21 protein-coding genes and 1 pseudogene are annotated in these 21681 nt (G+C 41.5%); 5 read left to right on the forward strand and 17 right to left on the reverse strand.

Annotated features, from left to right (window positions below; translation table 11 throughout):
• Positions 1-162 precede the first annotated feature (162 nt).
• The 13 genes and pseudogenes from SJ2017_RS04185 to SJ2017_RS04245 all read right to left on the reverse strand — a co-directional run bounded on the left by SJ2017_RS04185 (position 163) and on the right by SJ2017_RS04245 (position 12267).
• Entirely contained in the window at positions 163-636 is a 474-nt protein-coding gene (locus tag SJ2017_RS04185) for a Fur family transcriptional regulator (RefSeq protein ID WP_080914962.1), read from the reverse strand.
• Positions 637-943: 307 nt separating this feature from the next.
• A complete protein-coding gene (locus SJ2017_RS04190; protein ID WP_080914963.1) occupies positions 944-2644 on the reverse strand; it encodes a Na(+)/H(+) antiporter subunit D in 1701 nt (566 codons plus the stop codon).
• Positions 2631-2981 carry a hypothetical protein gene (locus SJ2017_RS04195; protein WP_055022571.1) on the reverse strand — a complete coding sequence of 117 codons (351 nt, stop codon included), beginning with the start codon at positions 2979-2981 and terminating at the stop codon, positions 2631-2633. The genes SJ2017_RS04190 and SJ2017_RS04195 overlap by 14 nt, the downstream gene beginning before the upstream one ends.
• A complete protein-coding gene (locus SJ2017_RS04200) occupies positions 2971-4461 on the reverse strand; it encodes a monovalent cation/H+ antiporter subunit D family protein (RefSeq protein ID WP_055022570.1) in 1491 nt (496 codons plus the stop codon). The genes SJ2017_RS04195 and SJ2017_RS04200 overlap by 11 nt, the downstream gene beginning before the upstream one ends.
• On the reverse strand, positions 4458-5936 hold the full coding sequence (locus tag SJ2017_RS04205; RefSeq protein WP_080914964.1) for a monovalent cation/H+ antiporter subunit D family protein: 1479 nt from the start codon (positions 5934-5936) through the stop codon (positions 4458-4460). The genes SJ2017_RS04200 and SJ2017_RS04205 overlap by 4 nt, the downstream gene beginning before the upstream one ends.
• A complete protein-coding gene (locus tag SJ2017_RS04210; RefSeq protein ID WP_055022568.1) occupies positions 5936-6298 on the reverse strand; it encodes a cation:proton antiporter subunit C in 363 nt (120 codons plus the stop codon). Before SJ2017_RS04210 ends, SJ2017_RS04205 begins: the two co-directional genes overlap by 1 nt.
• Positions 6279-7274 (reverse strand): Na(+)/H(+) antiporter subunit B, encoded by a 996-nt coding sequence (locus SJ2017_RS04215; protein WP_269454733.1) that lies wholly within the window; start codon positions 7272-7274, stop codon positions 6279-6281. Before SJ2017_RS04215 ends, SJ2017_RS04210 begins: the two co-directional genes overlap by 20 nt.
• 26 nt (positions 7275-7300) lie before the next feature.
• Positions 7301-7642: a monovalent cation/H(+) antiporter subunit G gene (gene mnhG, locus SJ2017_RS04220; RefSeq protein ID WP_065109879.1), complete on the reverse strand. Its 342-nt coding sequence runs from the start codon at positions 7640-7642 to the stop codon at positions 7301-7303.
• Positions 7639-7935: an MrpF/PhaF family protein gene (locus SJ2017_RS04225; RefSeq protein ID WP_055022566.1), complete on the reverse strand. Its 297-nt coding sequence runs from the start codon at positions 7933-7935 to the stop codon at positions 7639-7641. The genes mnhG and SJ2017_RS04225 overlap by 4 nt, the downstream gene beginning before the upstream one ends.
• Positions 7935-8435, reverse strand: coding sequence for a Na+/H+ antiporter subunit E (locus tag SJ2017_RS04230; RefSeq protein ID WP_055022565.1), 501 nt, complete (start codon positions 8433-8435; stop codon positions 7935-7937). Before SJ2017_RS04230 ends, SJ2017_RS04225 begins: the two co-directional genes overlap by 1 nt.
• A gap of 80 nt (positions 8436-8515) precedes the next feature.
• Positions 8516-8968: a hypothetical protein gene (locus tag SJ2017_RS04235; protein ID WP_055022564.1), complete on the reverse strand. Its 453-nt coding sequence runs from the start codon at positions 8966-8968 to the stop codon at positions 8516-8518.
• A 486-nt stretch (positions 8969-9454) separates the two neighbouring features.
• Complete coding sequence (locus SJ2017_RS04240; RefSeq protein WP_055022563.1) at positions 9455-10978, reverse strand: DUF3360 family protein; 1524 nt, start codon at positions 10976-10978, stop codon at positions 9455-9457.
• A gap of 314 nt (positions 10979-11292) precedes the next feature.
• Positions 11293-12267 (reverse strand): annotated as a pseudogene (locus tag SJ2017_RS04245) (methylenetetrahydrofolate reductase).
• A gap of 487 nt (positions 12268-12754) precedes the next feature.
• Between SJ2017_RS04245 and SJ2017_RS04250 the strand changes: the two are divergent.
• The 5 genes from SJ2017_RS04250 to SJ2017_RS04270 all read left to right on the forward strand — a co-directional run bounded on the left by SJ2017_RS04250 (position 12755) and on the right by SJ2017_RS04270 (position 16900).
• Positions 12755-13393: a trimeric intracellular cation channel family protein gene (locus SJ2017_RS04250; protein WP_055022561.1), complete on the forward strand. Its 639-nt coding sequence runs from the start codon at positions 12755-12757 to the stop codon at positions 13391-13393.
• 444 nt (positions 13394-13837) lie between these two features.
• Complete coding sequence (locus SJ2017_RS04255; protein ID WP_055022560.1) at positions 13838-14551, forward strand: YrhK family protein; 714 nt, start codon at positions 13838-13840, stop codon at positions 14549-14551.
• Positions 14552-14647: 96 nt separating this feature from the next.
• Entirely contained in the window at positions 14648-15079 is a 432-nt protein-coding gene (locus SJ2017_RS04260) for a CBS domain-containing protein (protein WP_080914966.1), read from the forward strand.
• Positions 15080-15152: 73 nt separating this feature from the next.
• The gene (locus tag SJ2017_RS04265; RefSeq protein WP_080914967.1) at positions 15153-15521 is read left to right on the forward strand and encodes a DUF333 domain-containing protein; all 369 of its coding nucleotides are present in this window, start codon (positions 15153-15155) and stop codon (positions 15519-15521) included.
• A 602-nt stretch (positions 15522-16123) separates the two neighbouring features.
• Positions 16124-16900, forward strand: coding sequence for a glycoside hydrolase family 11 protein (locus tag SJ2017_RS04270; protein ID WP_080914968.1), 777 nt, complete (start codon positions 16124-16126; stop codon positions 16898-16900).
• A gap of 179 nt (positions 16901-17079) precedes the next feature.
• Here the strand turns inward: SJ2017_RS04270 and SJ2017_RS04275 are convergent, their stop codons facing one another.
• The 4 genes from SJ2017_RS04275 to SJ2017_RS04290 form a co-directional block, all read right to left on the reverse strand.
• Entirely contained in the window at positions 17080-18990 is a 1911-nt protein-coding gene (locus SJ2017_RS04275) for a methyl-accepting chemotaxis protein (RefSeq protein WP_080914969.1), read from the reverse strand.
• Positions 18991-19552: 562 nt separating this feature from the next.
• Positions 19553-20347, reverse strand: coding sequence for a heavy metal-binding domain-containing protein (locus SJ2017_RS21670; RefSeq protein ID WP_244899770.1), 795 nt, complete (start codon positions 20345-20347; stop codon positions 19553-19555).
• Between the two features lie 114 nt (positions 20348-20461).
• Complete coding sequence (locus tag SJ2017_RS04285) at positions 20462-20881, reverse strand: hypothetical protein (RefSeq protein WP_080914970.1); 420 nt, start codon at positions 20879-20881, stop codon at positions 20462-20464.
• A 240-nt stretch (positions 20882-21121) separates the two neighbouring features.
• Entirely contained in the window at positions 21122-21673 is a 552-nt protein-coding gene (locus tag SJ2017_RS04290) for a hypothetical protein (RefSeq protein WP_080914971.1), read from the reverse strand.
• Between the last annotated feature and the right edge of the window lie 8 nt (positions 21674-21681).

Here is a 21681-nt window from a genome sequence, read left to right on the forward strand (position 1 = left end):
GATTAGCTTAGATGTTTGTTTAATTTGGACGTTGACACAAGCGTTAAGCAATCGTTGGGCTCACGAGGTAAAAGCCTCGTTAACCCTTATACAGTTATTATCAATGTAACGAGGTCATCACTGTTTTTTAGTATGACTGGCAGAATGCTACCTTGTGAAGAATTAGCCTTTCTCGCTTGGATTAGCACAGTCATTACAGAGGCACTGTAATTCTATTTGAGAGTTAAGAAGCTGAAAGTCGGCTTGGTTAATACTTTCTTTTAATGCTTCGATTACACTGGTTTGAATGCCTTTTTCTGCAACTTTGCCACAGCTTTTGCAGATTAAAAACTGCGGGACTTGATGCTCATGAGTACAAGTGATGTGTGAGCAAGCAAGGTATTTGTTTTCTGATGATAGTTTATGAACAAATGCCAATTCACTCAATATATCCAGCATTCGGTAAACAGACATTGGCGCTAATGATTCATTATGAGTCGTGCGATATATATCGACAATTTCATAAGCAGATAATGGCTTACTAGAATCAAGTAACACACCTAATACATTTTTTCTTTTCGCTGTAAGTTTAACGCCTTTGTTGTGACATATTTGTTCTGCCTTAGCAAAAATTTCAGCGTTATTAGTAGTAGACATAGTTCAGCTCAAGAGAAATCATAATTGGCGTTATTATTTATTGTCGTGATGACATTGTAAATGATAAAGAATGAAACATTGCTTCTAAAGCACAACCAGAATCGAAATTGTGTGAGCAGATTAACTGATATCGACTTAATCGGCGTAAGATCAATGTTCAAAACAGAGGCTAAAAATACGAAAGGCTTAAGGATATGCAAAGTGAAAAATGGCAAATGAAAAATGACAAGTGCGCTAGCCTGTATGTAACTCTTGTTAGCAAAACAGGCTAGCGTGTTCTTTTTTTAAATCAACTCTAGCAGTTAGGTTAATTTACAAAGCCAATAAACAGATAGGTTGCAAGAATAACAGCAACCCAAAGCACCATGTTGCCAGACGGATAGTCGCTTGAGATAAAGCTACCACCTTCTTTGTATTGGCGGGCTAAAAATGCCTGACATTGACTTAGTTTGCCACGAACTGACTGACGTACATCAGCATCGACTTTCCAAATAACCGCAAACATACGTTGCAATATATTAGGGACTAAACGTCTATACACCCAATCGACATCAAGGTGAGTTGAGCGCAATTCTGGCGGATATTTACCTTTAAGATTTAACCACACAAAGGCCAGCGCCGAGAACAATAACAGCTGTGTTTGTGCGAGTACGTGGGTCGCATCATAAGGGTTATAACCCGTATCATATGGCAATAATGAGTAAAGCGCCGCTGGGTAAATACCAATCCCAATACACAGGCAGGCAGCAATGAACATTGCCAGTAGCATGTTGTTTGGCGGATCGTTTGCTCTAATGCCTGAATCATGGGCGAAGAAGGCAAAGTAAGGAATTTTAATACCAGCATGATGGAACACACCTGCAGAGGCGAACAATAGCATTAACCAAACCCAATCATGGCCTGTTTCCATTGCTGCCGTCATCACCATCGATTTACTGACAAAGCCGCTAAACAGAGGGAATGCTGAAATAGAGGCCGCACCCACAATACACAGTATGGTGGTCTTAGGCATGGTTTTATATAGACCACCAAGATCAGAGCCGTTTATTCGCCCTGTCATATGCAGCACTGCGCCCATGCTCATAAACAGTAAGCCTTTGAATATCACATCATTAAAGGCATGTGATACCGCGCCATTTAGTGCAAGCGAGGTGCCGATACCAATACCGACCACCATAAAGCCCACTTGGTTAATCAAGCTATAAGCCAGTACGCGACGTAGGTCGTTTTCAATGACGGCAAAGAAAATTGGGAAGCAGGTCATCGCAGCGCCAATATATACAAGTAGCTCTGTGCCAGGATAGGCTCGAGCCAGTGCATAAACGGCTACCTTAGTGGTAAACGCACTAAGCAGTACAGTGCCTGTTGGTGTCGCTTCTGGATAAGCATCGGTAAGCCAAGTATGAGCAAAAGGAAAAGCACACTTGATGCCAAAAGCGATAAAGATAAGCCAGCCCGCTATGCTGTCTAAGCCGATAAAGTCAAAGGCGATACTGCCAGTCTCACTGATATAAAACAGTGCGCCAGCCAGTAAAATGACGCCCGAGAGAACTTGCATAATGAGGTAACGCATCCCAGCGCTATAGGCAGCAGGGGTTCTACGGGCCCAAATCAAAAAGACTGAGGTAAAGGCTAATAACTCCCAAAACACAAATAGGGTTAGCAAGTCACCGGCGAACACCGCGCCGATGGCGCTACCCGCATAAAGCATGGCGGCAACTTGCTGCACTGTGTCTTTAACGTGCAATGAGTAAACTATGCCAATAAATGCGGCGATATGGAAAATATAGCCAAACATCAGGCTTAATTTATCCGCTCGATAGGGGATGAGTTCATAGTCTAAAAACGTTAATTGCAGGTGGATGCCTTCTGGCACTGTCCATAAATGCAATCCACTGATGATTGGAATCGCAATCATCAATGCGCCACGAAGCTTTCCTCGCGTCGTTGCAGCGATTAATCCGCCAATCAAAAAGAGTACAAACGGCGGTAACTCAAGCATCCACATTGCGATCACCTTCATTGTTATTGTTAGCTTCTTTGGCATGGCCATCGCTGACATCGATAATTTCTATCTTGCTGTTATCAGGCGCTTCAACGGGGCCATAATAGTCTTCAGGTCGCATCAAAAAGGTACGCATCCAGCTGGCGATTAATACCAAAATGACACAGCCGACAAAGCCATAAATAGGATAGAAAATGGGGAGGTTTTCCCAGCTATGATAAACGTGGCGATGGATCACAAAATCAAGCACCACAAGCACACCGCAGCATGCGTATAGCAGATATAAAATAAGCTGAATGTTTTTGGGTTTATCGAAAAAATACTGCTTCTCATTGTCCATGGCTAACTCCAGATACAGTCAAGATAGCTTTCGCCAATTCATAAAAGGGCTGAGGATGGATAAACATAATCAAGCAGCCTAACGTAGTAATAGTTAATGCGATCAAAGAAGGTAAAGGCGCTTCTTTTATGCCGCGATGTTCAGGTGCCTCACCTTTACCAGGGAAAAATGCGTGATAAGGGATAGGCAGTAAATACGCGATATTGAGTAGAGAACTGAGCATTAAGGTTACCATCACGAACCAGTAACCTGTTTCGATGGTGCCCATTAGCAAGAACCATTTACTCCAGGTCCCTCCAGCTGGTGGCACACCAATAATACTCAAGCTAGCAATGAAAAAAGCGGCCATAGTGACAGGCATGGTAAAACCTAGCCCACGCATTTCACTGACTTTAGATTTATGACTGGCCACCAAAATGGCGCCAGCACAGAAGAACAAGGTGATTTTGCCAAAAGCGTGAGAGGCAATATGCATTGAGCTGCCGATCACTCCCGACTGTGTGGCAAGGAGTGCTCCTATGGTGATATAACCGAGTTGGCTCACCGTAGAGTAAGCTAGTCTGGCTTTTAAGTTGTCCTGCCTCATTGCTACGATTGAGGCTAACAATACTGAAATAGCCGCTAGATAAAGTAAAAATTCAGTGGTTGGCAATGTCGGTAGTAGGTCGAGACCAAAAATAAAGATACAAACTTTAAGTACAGTAAATACCCCTGCTTTTACCACAGCAACCGCATGGAGTAGTGCACTGACTGGGGTCGGAGCAACCATCGCTGCAGGTAACCAGCGATGAAACGGCATCATTGCAGCCTTACCAATTCCGAAAATAAACAACACTAAGATGGCGCCAGCAATTGTGGTATCTACATTGGCATCAAATACGCCGCCAGCAGTAAATTCAAGTGTGCCGCTGATTAACCAAGTTAATACAATAGCGAGCAAGAAGAAGGCGATAGAGGTACTGAGTAAGATCCCTAAATAAACACGACCACCTTGTTTAGCCTTATCTGTGCCAGCATGGGTCACTAACGGATAAGTTGATAGGGTTAACACTTCGTAGAAGATAAATAGAGTAAATAAGTTCGCAGAAAAAGCGAGCCCCATTACTGCGCTAATCGCCAAAGCAAAGCAGATATAAAAGCGGGTTTGGTTATCTTCATTATGACCACGCATATAACCAATGGCATAAATGGTGGTAATTAACCAAAGGAAGCTGGCAATCAGAGCGAATAGCATGCCAAGCGGCTCAATCACAAAGCTGACTTCTAAGCCAGGCATGAGCTCCCACCATGACACCTCAATGTTCGCACCAGCTTTAAGTGCTTGATAGAGGTTAACAACGCAGTAAAGCACCACAAGGCTGATACTGATGGTAACAGCCTCTCGAAGATTAGGTTTACTGCCTGTTGCTGCAATAGCAAGTGTTGCCAGCAGAGGCAATAATATAGTTAGCTGTAACATCAGCGCCAAAGATGGATTCATGGGTTTATTCCAAACAAGCTTTGAGAAGCCGCCTGTGCAACTTGCACACTCAGGCGAGTATCGATACCGAAATAGATATTAGCGATGACAAGAGCCCAAATAGGACCAAGGAAAGTCCAAGGAGCTTCTTTAACCGTTTCACGTCCAGCTAATGGCGGCTTAAAGTAGGCCATTTCTACAATGCGCCAGATATACACAATGGCCAATAACGAACCTAAGAGGATCAGGGCGGCAACTGGCCACATACCTGCTTCAACACTGGCGATGAGCAAATACCACTTACTGACAAAACCGACCGTCAATGGCACACCAATAAGGCTTAATCCACCAATGACAATTGCAGACATGGTTAATGGCATTTGTCGGCCTAGCCCCTGAAATTGGCTTAGTTGAACACTACCAATGCGGTACATGACGGCGCCTAATGCTAAAAATAATGCACTTTTCATCAACGCATGGTTAAACAGGTGCAGTAAGCTTGCCATGACACCCGTGCTGGTATTGATGGAGTAACCGATAATCATATAACCGACTTGAGCAACACTTGAGTAAGCTAAGATGTGTTTGACGTTTTGCTGATAAATCGCAGTGATAGAAGCAACAAAAACACCTACGAGTCCAAGTACCATTAGAATGTCTTGTAAAGGCAAACTGGTAAATGAGAAGCTGATGCCAAATACGGTAAAGGTAAACCGAATTAATAAATACACTGCCACTTTGGTTGAGGTTGCTGCTAAAAAGGCGGTTACAATTGAAGGTGCATAGGCATATGCGTTTGGTAACCAAAGATGAAGCGGAAAAAGCGCCAGTTTTAAGCAGATGCCAACAATCAAGAAGGCAAAGGCGGCAAACACAGTACGGGTATGGCCAACATCAACTAAGCGAACTGCAAGGTCACTCATGTTTAAAGTGCCAGTCATTTGGTACAACATACCAATGCCAATCAAGATAAACGTGGCACCAATCGTCCCCATAATCAGGTATTGAAATGCAGCCCACAGTGCGCGTCTGTCTTTACCTAAAGCAATTAACGCATAGGCAGAGAGTGAAGAAATTTCTAAAAAGACAAAGACATTAAAAGCATCGCCGGTTGCAACAATCCCGAACATACCTGTTAGTGATAATAGGTAGAGGCTATAAAACAGGGTGTGGCGATCTTCGCTCAATTCTTTTTGTATGCTGGTATTAGCGGCAAACAGGACGACAGTGCCAATGGTTGAGATAATGAGCAACAATAAGGCATTCAGCTTATCTATGCGGTATTCAATCCCCCAAGGGGCTTCCCAACCTCCGAGTTCATATATGATGGTCCCTGATTTCATCACTTCTATCAGCAATAGTATGCTGTTGACACAAGTTGCAGCACAGACCAATAAGGCAAATATCCACACCAGTTTTGAACGGTTTAAAAACCAACATAGTGGGGCCGCCATTAGCGGCAGCACGACTTGTAAAATAGGCAGGTGAGCTAGCACTATGATTTTTCCTCGTTTAGCTGATCTTGTTTTTGGATCTCATCTTCTTCAATACAGCCATACGACTCTTTGATTCTGATGACCAGCGCAAGCCCAAGTGCTGTGGTTGCAATACCAACCACAATCGCGGTTAGGATCAGAACATGGGGCAAAGGATTAGAGTAATCACTGATCCCTTCAGCTAGGATGGGGGCACTGCCTCGTTCGACAACGCCGACACTGATATAAAAGATAAACACCGAGGTTTGGAAAATAGTGAGTCCGACTAACTTCTTCACTAAGTTACCGTGGGCGATGACGATATAAAAACCAATCATCATCAACAGGACTACAATCCAGTAGTTATAGAGTCCGAGAAACATCTTGCTCCCCTTTTTGCTTGTTATTGTTTTGCTGGGCTTGTCTGCGGGCATCAAAATTAAAAAAGATACTCAGCATGACCGATGCAACCGTGATACCGACTCCTAGTTCAATCAATAGGATCCCGATATGTTGACCATCGAGTGGATTTTCGGCTAAAACGTTATAATCTAAGAAGTTTGCGCCATTAATCATTGAAACAACTCCAACGGAGGCGTAAAGCAATAGTCCAACAGCGGCAAGAAGTTGAATGAGGGCTGGATTAAATACCTTTTGAGCGGTTTCTAAGCCAAATAACATGGTGTATAGAATAATCGCAGCAGCAAAAATCACCCCTGCTTGGAAACCACCACCAGGGCCGAAATCACCATGGAACTGCACATAGAGTGCAAACAATAAGATGAAAGGAATGAGGGCTTTACTGACAATACGCACGACCATATGACGTTCGTGCATTTGCTCTTCAGTCGCTTCATCTGATTGAGGATTTTTACGACGACGTGGTAATCTGAGTAATGACAGCACACCAATACCAGCGGTAAAAATAACCGCAACTTCGCCTAACGTATCAAAGGCACGGTAACTGCCTAACACTGAGGTCACAATATTAGGAACGCCGACTTCTTCCATAGAGTCATGGATATAGCGAGGGGCGACATGCTGGTGAACTGGAGCATCAACGGCGCCAAAGTAAGGCATATCCATTGTGCCGTATATCAACATGCCACCTGTAACCAGTACGACAAATAATGATAAAAGAGGCTTATGACGCCTTGGCGCTTCTTTTCGGCCTGTCATTGTAATGGCCGCTAACATGAGTAAACCCGATATTCCCGCACCAACAGATGCTTCGGTAAAGGCCACATCTACTGCATCGAGTACAACAAAGAAACAGGCAGATAATAAGCCATAAATACCGCTTAACATGACAACGGCTAATAGGTCAGTCATGCGCACGATTGCAATGGCAATCACCACTAAAAATACTAATAGTATGATATCAACTAAAGCTTCGATGACTTGTTCCCTCCTAGATTTGCACGCTTAGCTTCTTTTGGTATTAAGCCATTATGTAGTGCCGCTTTTGCTAATGCATGACTGGCAGATGGGTTAATGAACAGCGTACAAATTAAAATCAATATCAGTTTAATTAGGACCATACCATTGGGGCTTTGCAGCATAAGGCCAATGAGAATTAAGCCTGCGCCTAATGTGTCGGTAACACTTGCAGCATGCATGCGGGTGTAAAAGTCTGGGAAACGTATAATTCCTATCCCACCCGAAAAGCATAAAAAACTCCCTATTAGCAGGCATATACCGCTGCAGATTTCGAGTAACAAGCTCATTCTTTAGTCTCCTTGGTTGGATGAGATTTATAAGGAGCGACTTTAAATTCGGCAGAATCTGAGTAACGTAATACTCCGATAACACTGATAAAGTTAATGAGGGCGTAGACGAGGGCGATGTCGAGAAACTCTGGGCGACCCATTAAAAAACCTAAAACGGAAATCAACAAAATGGCTTTAGTGCCAAAAAAGTTGAACGCTAATATTCGATCGTAAAGGGTGGGACCAACGATACAGCGAATGATCGCAAGTAACATAACAACTAGAATGGCGATTGTGGCAGCGGCTAACATTAGTTTTCAAGCTCCCTTACCCGGCGATCCATCTCTCCGGTTTTAAGTGTGTCGATATCAGCATTATCTAAAGCATGAACGGTGAGTTGGTCATCAATTAAGTCTATCGCTACGGTTCCTGGGGTTAAGGTGATGGAGTTAGCGTAGATCACTTTATTAATATCCGAGCATTGTTGCGTGTCTATGGTGGTCAGTACGGGGGTAATACTTTTATTACCCATCCAAATATGTTTAACCACACTGATATTCGACAAAATGACCTGTTTAACTAGCCATAGTGCGTAACTGGGCATGTGGGCATTAAGGCGAATAGGATGAGTTTCTTGATCGATTACATCCATTTTTTGCGCAATATAGAGCACCAGCATGATTGAACCAGCCCCTAAAGATAATAATAAAGGGTTGCTGTAATTGGAGTTAATCCACCAAAATAGCGCCAGTGTTAATATCAAGCTAAGCCTATGGCTTGGCACGACGCTGCGTTTAATTTCTTGTGTCATATTAATCAATACTTAGTGTGAGTTATTGCTAGCTAAAACTTAGCCTGCCTGTAAAAGTTATTTTTTAATTTCTGTTGCCGTTAATCTTGCTGCTCGCACGACGATTCGTTGGCGATTGCTTGATAAATCTGACTGTGCAGCCCTTGTAATGAGTCTGTAGTCGGTGACAATTGCTCAATTGTTCTATCGACGATACGCCCAACTAACTGCTCTTTGGTTTCATTTGCAGGTATGCACACCTCAGTTGGAAGTATTTTTGATGTCTGTTTACCGACTCGGGTGCGATAGGCTCTATCGGTGAATCCGCCCGATGTGTTCTTTAGTTCATACTGTTGGCTGGTGTTGAATGAGCCAGCAAGAAAGCCTTGAATATAGTAGGAACATGCTTGAGTCGACATCTCAGATGCGGTTTTATTAACTGATAAACAAGATGAAAGAACGAGCTGCTCTTCATTTTTAGCGTTACTCGAAACTGCTGATAGTGAAAAAGTGAGTGTGAACGTTAATAGCGCTAAGAGTTGGATGATCCTCATATGAACCCCTTTTTTATAATTCTATTGATTGCACATTCATAAATTGAACGGTATCAGCGCAATACGCTTTAGGTACCTTTGGTTTACTTTATATGGTTATTCTTTGCTCGTTTTAAGGCGATATATGCCGACACTATTCAAGCAAACCATAAAAGTTTGTGATTAACATTGATTTAACACAAAGATTTTTTAAATTAACATCGAATTGTTTTTTATTTAACCCTGTTATTCGTTTATAACACAGTTTGTTTTAATTTAAATACTAAGTAAGTGTAAATAGACTGTTTTTTTATAATGTCGAATATTTTTCAAGTTGGTGAGTAAGCTCGATAAGCTGGGGGATTGGCGGTTATTGTTAATATTTGGATCTACAAAAGCAGTTTGGCGGCTTTATTCACAGAGGCTTGTAGGTTCAAGCCTCTGTCTATTTATTGCTCAGTTATGTCATTGGCGCTCAGCTAACTTGAATTTTTGGCGAATGAACCGTTAGTTTAATCCTGAAATGATGGCTGGAATACCTGGTAGTAAGCCAACTAATGCCATCACCCCTGTAAGAATGATAAACATAACGCTAGGGGCTATCCAGCGGTTCATTTTGGTGAGTTTAGCACTGCGATCTTTACAGCCTATTAAACCTAAATTATCCAATAACATTGTCAGTGACCAACCAAAAGCAGGGTTAACTAATACAGACGAAAACACCACAATCGCAGCTGATTGAGTGGTTTTTCCTTCTCGGGTCATTTCCATACCAGCCTCAAGAAGTGGGATAAATACCCCAACGACTAAGGCGACACACAATACGGGTTCCCAAATGGCTAAATCCATTGGATAACCCCAAAGTGCGGCAATAACACAGAACAAGGCTGTCAGTAGCGCACCTGCAGGAATGGGGCGTTTAGCAATTGCCGCAGGGACTATGTATGTGCCCCAAGATGAAGTGAAGTTGGCCCCCCCAAGCATTGAACCAAAGGTTTGACGAATTGAAGCGCTGGTCATCGTGTCATCTATATTCATATGCACTTTTTCAGTGCGCTGCGGGTAGTTAATCTTTTGAAATACTTGATGGCCTAAAAAGTCTGGCGACCACATCGCGACAGCGAGCACTGCGAAGGGCAAAACCACGATAAAGCTTTCAAGAGTCGGTAAGCCAAGCATCCAACCTGAGCTTTCTCCCCACCAGTACATTGGGCTCATATTCGGTAGACCTGGCGCAGTTTGAAACTCAAATGGCGCGCCGAGGGCAAAGGCTAACGTACCACCGAGTAAGCAACTTAATGGCACGGCTAGCCAACGTTTTCGCCAATGCTCTAGTAAGGCATATAAAATAATGGTGCAGAAAATCACGATAAATGCGATGTGTTCCATACCGATACTGTTGGCCCAGGCATACAGCTTTTTTACTTGTGATGCAGTACCAACAAACCCCAGATACAGTAAGAGTCCGCCACAAACCCCTTTACTGGTGAGGTTGGCGAGCATACTCCCGCCTTTACTGATGGCAAGAATTAAGCCTAAGGCACCAATGAGTAGTCCAAATGCCATTGGGTGGCCGCCTGCTGCAACCACAATTGGAATAATGGGAATAAGCGGTCCGTGGGTGCCAGCTAAGTTTGCTGTAGGCAATAAAAAACCTGAGAAAATGACAATGAAGAAAGCGGCAATAATGAGTTCGTAACGGACATTTTCCAGAATAAAGCTTTCTTCAAGGCCAAGTGAGGTTGCAAATGTGGTGGCAATGGCGCCGACCATGACCACTTTACCTATGGTTGCAGCCATTGCTGGAATGGTGTCTTCCAGTTCAAAGCGATAGTCTTTGCCTGGTAGATTAGGGCGCCAGCGCTTTGGATCCATAATCGTTAATTCATGCTCTAAATACTCATCTCGAGAGTTAAAGGCAGAACTGGGTTTATGTTGCTGTTGATATTGTTTGTTGGATGGATTCGTTTGCGATTGACTGGGGGGAGATTCACTTTTCTGTTCATGTATGGATTTTGAATTACTGCTCATATCATTCCTATTGCTCACTCACTAAAAGTGCTACTGCTTTAAATTAGAAGCACCTTATCTGAACCCTATAGCCATAGCGAGTAATAATCGGCGTTTTAACCTCAGACATTAGTCGTAGGTAAATATTTGTTTACATTAGTAAAATAGGTTTCGGTGAAGTCAGTGTCGCTAGCGTTGTGAGGTAAAAAAGCGATATATAGGGGAGTTTGATGCTTTGTTAGCAAGAAGCCTGTTAATAAAGGTGTTAGCTAGATGAAACTTAAAGGAGTCTCTATGGCGCATCAGCACCATAGAGAATGATAGTTTTTGTGTGATCACTTATTCAGCACAAATTGATCAATTTGATTTAGTGCTAAGGCTTGATCCATGGTGCCTTTCAGTAATTTATACATCAAAATAGATGCATCAATTTCAGTCTTGCGATTAGTTAAACTTTCAATGTTTAACCCTAACGGGATATTTAGCTGAATCACCGCATCTAAAATTTGCAGTAGATTACTGTGGTTTATTTTAATCGACTCATATAATGGATCGGCTGCAGATAGAATACGCTCACTGGTTTCTTCTGGTACTGAGACCCCTAACCAGTTGATAAATTCTAGGGTTTTGGCGCTGCCACAAGGTGAGAAAGTTAAGATAACTCGATTGGGTTTAATGTTGTTTAACTCACATTCTTGAGCATAGCTGGTTAGCATATCAATTGTCGCTTGGGCGTTATATACCGCTTAAGTAATGTAGTACTCGCAGCCTTGAGTCGACTTACCTAATAAACGAATGTGTTCATTCTTTTTGCTTAAGTGGCGCTCTGCAATGGCAACACCACCAAGATAGAAGTCCTGAGAGTGCGAAGCTAAGACCTTATAAGCATCATTAAGTGGTAATGAACTTTTTACCTGAGTAGAGGGGGAGCCCACCAAGACGAGATCTCTGACATTGTTTTGATACCAAGCGCGAGATAACCATTCATTAAACCCTCGCTCATCCAGCCCTGCAACACTCTTATAGGCTATAACAGGCTTACCTGACTTTTGGTTGATTAATTGTGCATAGGTGCCAGAGTCATGGGTGGCTTTGAATGGAAAAGGTCTAGGGGTGTCAGTACGACTGGTTTCATCTTGAATGTCATAAATGATCAAACCGTCAAAACTTATCTCATCAAGGCGAGCGAGTAACTTATCGGCAATAATGCTGACCGACTCAAAATCAGTATCGATTTTCGGTGGGGTAGTACCAATAAAGTATATTCCACGGTGATGATCGGACGATCGCTGTTTTAATGATTTTCTCATGTTTAGCCGTCTAGATGGATGTTATCTACATTGTGTCTTAAATCAGGGCGGTTGTTAAGGCTCAATAAGATAATTTTTAGATATAACTAAGGTCATCGTCATTCAGCGGCTAAATGATAAAAGCCTAATCGTTTTGTGTTGCCAAACACTGACTGATATTACTGTCGACTCTGATACTAAATCAGTGTGTTGAATGGCGGCAGTTGGAATACACAGCAACATAATAATAGCGAATAGGATAAGGTTAATGTAACTTTTGGTGCATATAGAGTCCTTATTTGTTTTGGTTGCATAAATACTGTGTTAGCTATTTTATTAATTACTAAATTTTGGTTTTAAATCTTTCAACCATATAGCTGTAGGTGCTTGTATAAATTTTCACTGTAAAAGTATTAGAAAATATAATGATAAAATTAGAAATTATATCTGTATTTTTAGCGGGGATGAGCGCAATATTTGCTTCCTTTTTTATTTGTTAGTGCGTGTTATGTTAGAAGTTAAAGTGATCAGTGCCTTATGGCTAGTTGGTATCCTAGCTGAAGCGATGACAGGCGCGTTGGCCGCAGGTAAAAAACAAATGGATTTGTTTGGTGTCGTTATCATTGGCTGTGTTACTGCCATTGGTGGTGGCACATTACGAGACATGTTACTGGGAAATTATCCCATTATATGGATTGAAAACGTGCACTACTTGTTAGCCATCGCTACCGCATCTTTACTGACGGTGATGATAGCACCGTTAATGCGTTACCTTTCGCGCCTATTCTTGGCAATTGATGCTGTCGGGCTAGCGGTATTTTCTATTGTGGGTGCACAAAAAACCTTGATGCTTGGTTATGGTCCTGAAATTGCGATCGTTATGGGAGTTGTGACGGGTGTTTTTGGTGGCGTCATTCGAGATATTTTATGTAATCAGGTGCCGCTTATCTTTAAAAAAGAGCTCTATGCACTTGTTGCTCTCGCAACTGCTGCCTTGTATGTGGTGATGAAATTCAGCGGTGTTGTTGAATGGATAAGCTTATCAATTGCTGTGATGTTTGGCTTTAGTTTCAGAATGCTGGCGATTCGATATGAGTGGTCAATGCCCAAGTTTGATTACCAGACTCCTTCAGATAGCCTTCATTAGCAAGAGCTGTTATTTACAAGAGCCGTTATTTATAAGAGCCGTTATTAACAAGAGTTGTCATTGACAAGAGCCGTAATTGACAAGAGGTGTCATTAACAAGAGCTGCCATCTATAAGGGCCGTCATTTGCACGAACTGTCATTTACAAGGCCTATTATTTACAAGAGCTGTCATTTATAAGATTTGCCATCAACGAGAACAGTCATTCGTCATCAGTGGGGTGTATTTCACCCCATTCTGGTTTTTCTATTTCTTTTCAAACTACATCTCTGTTTGTGATTAAGCCAACGTTGTCTTGGTTGAGTGCTAACCAAATACGGTTATTTGTAGGGTTCGCTCCTTCATATAAGATTCGCACTAATCCTTATTATCGATGACGATAGCATTAATCACTGGCGTTAGTGCTGAATTGAGCAAAGACAAAACCTACTGAGATATCAAACCTATGCCACATGCTTTTTCAAATCGTCGCCGTATCTTAAATTTAACCGCGGATAAAAAAGCCTTAAGATCTCAGTTTCGCTGGGAAACGATCAATGCTATTGCCTATAAATTAGGTGGCATTTTATTTGTTATTGGCAGTTTCTTCTTTTTTCCTAGCCGAGCTGAATACGCTTATATTGGTGGGTGGATCTTTCTAGCTGCATCGTTAACTTATTTAGTGGTTAATATTCACGATATGGCTGAGATCCGGCGTTATTGGAAAAGTCATACATCCCACCAAGTTGACGAGGTTGTTGAGTATTTTGCTGGGGCGACATACTTGTTTGGCACCTTATGTTTTGTATTTGGTCGGTTAGCGAGTTTTCCTCAAGTGGATTGGCCGTTAATCAGTACCTGGTTGTTTATTATTGGTAGCACGTTATTTGTTGTTGGCGCAGCGGCTAACGTATTTTTGATCGTCAAAGCAGACTCAGTGCAGTTACTTCAGTTGATGAACCTTACTTCGATTTGCTTCATCGTTGGTTCAGTTCTTTATGGCTTGGCTTCCGTGCCATATTTATGGGCTTTTGAGTCACCAAATGATCACTTACTTATTCTTAACTTTCTTGCTTGGCAGTACATGATTGGCAGCTTGTTATTCTTATTGGGTGGTGTATTTAACTACTGGCGAGCATATTTGTTGGTAGAAGGTGAAATAGCGAAAAAGCAGCTATAGTCATCATTGATATTTGGCTGATTTGCTTGTTAATTACTCGCTATTCATGACGGGTTTGATTAGAATTTATACATAATCTGTATAAGGAATAATACGATGAAAGTAAGCGATATCATGACCCCTAATCCTATTTGTATTAGTAATGAGGCCAGCATGAAAGACGCTCACCAATTAATGCAAAGCCGTAATGTGCGTCATCTTCCTGTTATTTCTGAATCCGATGGCAAATTTGTTGGCATGTTGACCCATAAAAAAATGATTGCAACTGTGCTAAGTGTGCTCAATAAGTACGGCCAAGGAGCGTTAGATAGAAAAGAGCGCTATACCCCTATCGCCGATATTATGGATACCCAAGTCGATAAATTAGGATTAGATGAGCCGCTTCCTGTTGTCGTGCAATATTTTATCGACAATAAACTAGGTTGTTTACCTGTTTTAGACAGAGATAACAGAGTGTTAGGGATTGTCACATCATCTGATTTTATTAAACTCTGTCAGCGTTTATTAGTCACTCAGCAGTTATCATGAGCGTTGAAAACCTTTGCTAAACGCTGCTTAATCAACTTATGTGAACACATTAATTTTCAAGGATGGAACAACAATGAAACGTTATCAAATCATAGGGCTGGTTGGCTTGTTCTGCATGATGTCTGCTTGCAGTGACAATAAACAAAGTCAGGTTGAATCAAGCCAGCAAAAACTTGCCAATCCTGCCGCTGTATTTTGTGCAGAGCGGGGTAAGTATGATATTTCTTCTGGGCAATGTATGCTTGAAGACAATACTCAAGTGGATGCTTGGGATTTTTATAGAAAATATCATGCAGATCAATCTGTAGGGCTAGAAAATCCTGCTGCGGCCTATTGCATATCATCCCAAGGAGAATACGATATCAACACTAGCGAATGTAAGTTCGCTGATGGCCGTATTGTTAACGCTTGGGATTACTTTAAGCAGCAAAGCAGTAAATAAATAGCCGATGACAGATTAATCATGGTGAGTATAAAGCCTATTTATATTCGCCAACTTTACTTGCTTATTGACTCGCCATGTTTTACATCATTTTTTGTTGATTTCTAAGCGCTTTATTTTGGCTGGTCATCTCCCTTCCTATATTGCTTTGTTTACCCTCTATAACGTTATTTATTTCAACTTCTTAAGTTAATTTTGACGAGTGTTTGTCGCCTCGTTATTAACACAGCTTTAGCCGCCTACACCTAGCCAGTTGTATTCATACTTTTGATGTATATTCGCCATTACTTATGTTGACATGACTTATAGTCATATGTACTAATAGGTCGTCGAGTAATGAAGCAGGTCTATTTTGTTGTCTTAATTAAGTAAATAAATTCATTGGCGATAATCATCAATTTTTAGGTGGGCAAGGTAATGTAATTTTGCTTTTTAACAGACGAGATTAATACAATCTAGGTTGGCGTCATAGGTAAACCCTGTTTTCTGTTTGTAGAACACGGTGTCGTTATTAAGCATTGATTTATGAGGATAAATAACCTCATGCGGTACTTGAGATAACACCACCTTTTAATATATTTAGATATATAAATGGGGAAACTATGAACTCACATACAAATAGAAATACATATATAAGGGCATTGTTGGTTGCCGCTGCCTTTTGTGTCACCTCTGGGAGTATACAGGCCGCTGAAACGTTTCAAACTTCCGAAGCCAGATTTCCAAATACTGAGCAAGGGTACTTCACCAGCCACTATGAATTGAACAACGATCCAAATACTTATCTTTACACCACTAGCTATACCGCAAGTTATATAAAAATGTCTGGAAACTCGCAAAACGTGGTGTCAGGTCGAGGTTGGCAAACAGGGCATCAATGGCGAAAAGTCAACTTTAGTATTGAAAATTACTATCCTGATAACAGCAGCCAAAAGTCAGTTTTTGCTTTGTATGGTTGGACTAAAAGCAATAACACCAATTACGACGGTATGGCCGAATACTACATTATTGATAAGCACAATGGTTGGTATCCCGAGCATCAAAATGATGATGGCAAAGACAATGGTGCACGTTGGTTAGGAACTAAAAATGTAGATGGTGCTAAGTACGACTACTATGTTTCAACACGCACCGATAAGCCCCATGCCTATGGGCCTGGGCTAACAACATTTAAACAATACTGGGCAATTCGTGACTATTACAATCAGCGTGATAACGGTGAGATTAATGTCGGTCAGCATTTTCAAATGTGGATAAACCCGCAAGAATATAAGCATGAAAAATACCCGTATATTGGTAATTGGGGTTATCAAATTTTTGCGATTGAGCTGATTGGTGGCGGAGGTTCTGTCAATTTAAATGCTTGGTCAAATAACTAGGCCCTTTACATTAACAGGTTTGATAGCACTCGTTAGGTTAATCTGAATCCTTTTTGTGTGGTGAGTGATACTCAGCATAATAAGCAATTGATAGGTAGATAAATCAAGCGTTGTGCAACAAAAAAGCCAAACAATGTGTTCGGCTTTTTTATTTTGCTTACTGTTAAATGGTGGCGAAGTTAGGTTAATTTAAATCGTCCCACAAGTCCGTCTAAATCATTTGCCATTGATTTTAGCTCATTGCTTGAGCTTTCAATGCTGGCTGAAGCTTGGGCGCTGCTTTGGCTGCTGTCACCAATGTTGACCACATGCTGATTAATTTCGTTAATCACCACAGATTGCTCTTCAGTCGCAGTGGCTATTTGGGTATTGAGATCTGAGATATGCTGAACATTACCTGCAATCTCTTCCAGCGCCTGATGCGTTCGCATTGACGCTTTAACGCCTAATTTTGCATGCTCACGGCCTTCGTGGACTGATGCTACGGCAGCTTTGGCGCCGTTTTGTAGCTCAGAAATCATAGCGTGAATTTCATCAGTTGATTCACTGGTGCGCTGGGCTAAGTTCCTCACTTCATCTGCAACAACGGCAAAACCACGGCCTTGTTCACCAGCGCGAGCAGCTTCAATAGCGGCGTTTAATGCTAGCAAGTTGGTTTGTTCTGAAATCCCACGAATCACATCTAACACGCTCGATATTGAGTCACTTTTTTCTGCTAAAGTGACAATATTTTCTGAGACGTTTTCCATATTAGACGCCATGTCTGTGATGGTCGTGTTTGACTCTTCAACCACGGTTTGCGCCCGTTGCGCTTTTATGGTCGCATCATTAGTGGCTTGAGCTGCAATGGAGGCATTGTTTGCTATTTCTGCAATTGTGCTGCCCATTTCGTTAATGGCTACAGAAACTTGATGCGCTCCATCACTTTGGATATCCGCAGATTTTTTAGAATGTTGGGCATCGCTATAGACATGTTGAGAAGCGTCATTCACCTTGTTTGAGGTTGCAGCTAGCTCTTGAACTACAGAGTGCAATTTACTAATAAAGGCATTAAACCCTTGAGCTAAACGGCGCATTTCTTCATTGCCATTTTCGTTAATACGCTGAGTTAAATCACCTTCACCCTCGCCGAGCTCTTTAAAGGTATCAGCTAATTGATTTAGTGGACGCACTAAGCTGTTGCCAAGGTAAATACTGATCGCAATAAAGAGGACGGCAATGATAAAGAACGTAATTAAGATATTATTACGTGAAGTATCTAAGCCAGCGTATAGCTCCTCTTGAGGGACTTCAGCGATGACATACCAGCCTAAACTTGATATATAACTTGAAGCAATGAGTTGCTCATCAGCCATTGCAAAAGCATAGTTGTTTTGGTTTAACAATTGACGACTGTTAATGCTCGGATAAATATCAGCTAATGTTTTACCCGATTTATAATCGATACTGCGGTGAACTTTAATGACACCGTCGCCATCAACGAGGTAAACAAAACCCGTTTGTTCGATTTGAAAACTGTTGAGGTAATCAACCATTTCATCAAAAGATTTAGACACACCGCTTAGGCCTTGGCCATTTTCTTGCTGGTAATTGATGAAAATATCAGTTTGGCCAACACTGTCATGGTAAATACTCGTCGACTCGTTTTTGCCGCTTTCAGTGAAGCGAAAAAACCACTTATCATGGCCGGGATCCAGTACGCGTAAAAAGCCATTTTGATTCCAATATTTATGACTGTTTTTATCGACAAATGAGGCATTACTAAAGCCGTTATCACTGGCTGTTTTTGCTAAGTAATCGATTAAGTACTGCTCACCTTCAACACTTTCACCTTGGTCTATCCAAAGTTGGATCATGCTGTTATTTGCGATTGCCCGAGTGACGACTTTCATCTGGTTAATTTCGCCATCGATAGCATTACGAATACGCTGGACTAGGTTAGGCATATCCGACTGTTCTAATCGCTCTGATAATAAGGTTTTAGCGCTATTTTGGCCTACATAAGCAACGACGCTGGTGGACACAATGACAGCAAATAACATCGCAGTTATTAACTTATTCCGAATGGATAATGTAGATAAAAAGCTCATTAATATAACTCCTACACACCGATTAACTGGGTGTGTTGATACATCTAGGCTGCCTTTGGCTAACCTAATCAAGGGTGCTGACTATAACGGCATTTATACTAAAAACATGAGGAAGTTTCACAATTAAATATAATAATCTAACAACGTGCGGTGTTTTTGTGCGCTGATTGGTTAGACTTTGTTCAGTTGGTGGCCGTGATACGATTTTTTAACGGTTACTTTTTGTTGAATAAAAAGCCGTTTTGTACGTTTCGTGACAATCATTTTATTGGCAAAAATAATAATTTGAATAAGTGTAAGATGATTTAAACAAAGTTCGTTGAGCAGGGGCAGTTGAGCAGAGCCCGTTGAGCAGAGTCAGTTGAACAGAGTCCGTTGAACAGAGTTCGTTGAAAAGAGTCCGTTGAACATAGTCAGTTGAACAGAGTAAAGCAGAAGGCGTTGAGCGGAGAAAGTCATCAAAGCCTTACGATAGTCAGATGTATATGTAAGGCTTTTAAAAAGTATCTACAGTCAAAATGTAAACCGCTAATTAATCGTTAATTAGCGGTATCAGATATGCCTAATGGTGAGCGTGTTCAGTTTTTTCGGCGCTCATTGGCATTAGTTTCATGCCGCATTTAGGGCAGCTATCACCTTCAACACCTGTAATACTGGCATTCATTGGGCAAGCATGAGTATGTTGCTTGGTCTTATGATCTTTGTGTGCATGTTTTGCTGAACAGCATTTGCAGTTAGCTTTATCAGCACACTTTTTACAGTTATCACAGTTGGCTTTACCGTTACAGCCTTTGCAGTTTTCGCATTTCTTGCAGTTTTTGCATTTAGCTTTACCGTCACAGCCTTTGCAGTTTTCACATTGCTTGCAGTTTTCACACTTTTTACAGTTTTCGCATTTGGTTTTACTGTCACAGCCTTTGCAGTTTTCGCACTTTTTACAGTTTTCGCATTTAGCTTTACCGTCACAACCTTTACAGTTTTCACACTTTTTACAGTTTTCGCATTTAGCTTTACCGTCACAGCCTTTACAGTTTTCACACTTTTTACAGTTTTCGCATTTGGCTTTACCGTCACAGCCTTTGCAGTTTTCACACTTTTTACAGTTTTCGCATTTGGCTTTACCGTCACAACCTTTGCAGTGGCCTTTATTAGGGCAGTGATCACCGTCGGTTTTATGGGTCTGCTCTAAGTTCATTCCACATTTAGGACAAGTATCTCCAGCGTTACCTGTGACTTCGGGATGCATAGGGCAAACATGTGATTGATGCTGCTCGCTAACGTGATGTGCGGCTGTGGCGACTTGCACAGTAGAGCTAATTAAAAAGAGGCTCAGTACGATATAGATAATATTTTTCATTGCTTAACTCCATGAAATAGTCGGACGATAACCTGCGTCGTTTCGTCCGTAAATTGTCGTTTGTGTAGATATAAAAGTGTTATTAGTCGTTGTTACTAAAACGGTTTTATAACATTAACTGATAGGCGGCTTAAATGCTTGCGACGCATCGATTGATTGAAAGTAAGGCTGGGGAGTGACAATGACATGCCCCAGATTTTGATTGAAATGCCAAGGCGTTTGAATGGATAAGGTATCTGCTAGGCTGATATATAAGCAATTTTCACAATTTAATTGACAAGTATTATTGCTTTGGCAACTAACTGTTTGTTGGTTTTTTTCATGTTCATGCTGACAGTTTGAACAAGCTTGGCATGATGTGTCGCTTGCCTCTTGATGATGGCTAGACGTTATTACTGAAGTTGAAATTGATGTTTGAGTTGATGGGGTATTGCCCTTAGGTGTCATTGTTGTTGGATTAGCAAATACCAGCTGACTGAAGAGCGTCAGTAAAGTAACAAGGTATATCAACGGATGACGTAAAAGGGTATGCATATCAATTCCATAAAAAAGATGTTTGGAGCTTATCACCATTTTTTTACGTGGAATCTGACCCAATTCACAGTTACAAACACTGTGACAGTGAAGGTATAAACATCGATTCAATTTGTTACCTTGATCACTCTTATCGACGAATTCATCGCAAAAATCGTCACAAAAAAAGCCGTAGCAACACGCTACGGCTATAAATGCCTAATGCCTTTGTATGGGGGTTGGTATCAGGCTGGGCGACGATTATTCTTCGGCTGTAATTAGCTCGAACTCATTACTCGCCTTAGCCCCATGAATCAAAATGGCCACTTTATATTGCTCGACAGCGCCTGCAGCAGCTTTACTATCAAGGTCTAAGTCAGTGGCATTAAAGGTATATTGCCCAGCAATATCTGTTTCGGTTAATACCCCATTACATGCATCTTCAGTACTCGTATCACAGCTATAATTTTGACTCACATGCCAACGCTTCCATGCTTTAGCATTATTAGACCCAGAAATAGGATAACCAAAATACATAATCTGATAACTAGAGGCATCGGTTATTGCTTTGTCTTCATCATTTGTCAAAGTAAAAGTGAGTGTGCCAGAGTCGGTGTCGAATGTTTCTAATGTTAACGTTACCGCTTCTGCTTCATCAATGGCTACAGATTCACTGACGGGTGGATCAACAGGATCAGTTACCGGTGGTTCAACTACAGGCGGATCGACAGGTTCAGTTGTATTGTCATCATCACTACAACCTATGAGTAGCAGTGAGCTCGTTAATAAGGCGCTCAAAAGTTTGCGTTTCATGATGGGCT

The organism is Shewanella japonica (assembly GCF_002075795.1).
Taxonomy (GTDB): Bacteria; Pseudomonadota; Gammaproteobacteria; order Enterobacterales; family Shewanellaceae; genus Shewanella; species Shewanella japonica.

What these genes read in the sequence shown, in the direction of transcription:
- SJ2017_RS04240 (WP_055022563.1), bottom strand. Translation starts at nt 10,978, where the DNA reads ATGAGCAGTAATTCAAAATCCATACATGAACAGAAAAGTGAATCTCCC.
- SJ2017_RS04255 (WP_055022560.1), top strand. Translation starts at nt 13,838, where the DNA reads ATGCCACATGCTTTTTCAAATCGTCGCCGTATCTTAAATTTAACCGCG.
- SJ2017_RS04195 (WP_055022571.1), bottom strand. Translation starts at nt 2,981, where the DNA reads ATGGACAATGAGAAGCAGTATTTTTTCGATAAACCCAAAAACATTCAG.
- SJ2017_RS21670 (WP_244899770.1), bottom strand. Translation starts at nt 20,347, where the DNA reads ATGAAAAATATTATCTATATCGTACTGAGCCTCTTTTTAATTAGCTCT.
- SJ2017_RS04290 (WP_080914971.1), bottom strand. Translation starts at nt 21,673, where the DNA reads ATGAAACGCAAACTTTTGAGCGCCTTATTAACGAGCTCACTGCTACTC.
- SJ2017_RS04265 (WP_080914967.1), top strand. Translation starts at nt 15,153, where the DNA reads ATGAAACGTTATCAAATCATAGGGCTGGTTGGCTTGTTCTGCATGATG.
- SJ2017_RS04270 (WP_080914968.1), top strand. Translation starts at nt 16,124, where the DNA reads ATGAACTCACATACAAATAGAAATACATATATAAGGGCATTGTTGGTT.
- SJ2017_RS04235 (WP_055022564.1), bottom strand. Translation starts at nt 8,968, where the DNA reads ATGAGGATCATCCAACTCTTAGCGCTATTAACGTTCACACTCACTTTT.
- SJ2017_RS04200 (WP_055022570.1), bottom strand. Translation starts at nt 4,461, where the DNA reads ATGAATCCATCTTTGGCGCTGATGTTACAGCTAACTATATTATTGCCT.
- SJ2017_RS04190 (WP_080914963.1), bottom strand. Translation starts at nt 2,644, where the DNA reads ATGTGGATGCTTGAGTTACCGCCGTTTGTACTCTTTTTGATTGGCGGA.
- SJ2017_RS04250 (WP_055022561.1), top strand. Translation starts at nt 12,755, where the DNA reads ATGTTAGAAGTTAAAGTGATCAGTGCCTTATGGCTAGTTGGTATCCTA.
- SJ2017_RS04210 (WP_055022568.1), bottom strand. Translation starts at nt 6,298, where the DNA reads ATGTTTCTCGGACTCTATAACTACTGGATTGTAGTCCTGTTGATGATG.
- SJ2017_RS04225 (WP_055022566.1), bottom strand. Translation starts at nt 7,935, where the DNA reads ATGTTAGCCGCTGCCACAATCGCCATTCTAGTTGTTATGTTACTTGCG.
- mnhG (WP_065109879.1), bottom strand. Translation starts at nt 7,642, where the DNA reads ATGAGCTTGTTACTCGAAATCTGCAGCGGTATATGCCTGCTAATAGGG.
- SJ2017_RS04275 (WP_080914969.1), bottom strand. Translation starts at nt 18,990, where the DNA reads ATGAGCTTTTTATCTACATTATCCATTCGGAATAAGTTAATAACTGCG.
- SJ2017_RS04230 (WP_055022565.1), bottom strand. Translation starts at nt 8,435, where the DNA reads ATGACACAAGAAATTAAACGCAGCGTCGTGCCAAGCCATAGGCTTAGC.
- SJ2017_RS04285 (WP_080914970.1), bottom strand. Translation starts at nt 20,881, where the DNA reads ATGCATACCCTTTTACGTCATCCGTTGATATACCTTGTTACTTTACTG.
- SJ2017_RS04185 (WP_080914962.1), bottom strand. Translation starts at nt 636, where the DNA reads ATGTCTACTACTAATAACGCTGAAATTTTTGCTAAGGCAGAACAAATA.
- SJ2017_RS04260 (WP_080914966.1), top strand. Translation starts at nt 14,648, where the DNA reads ATGAAAGTAAGCGATATCATGACCCCTAATCCTATTTGTATTAGTAAT.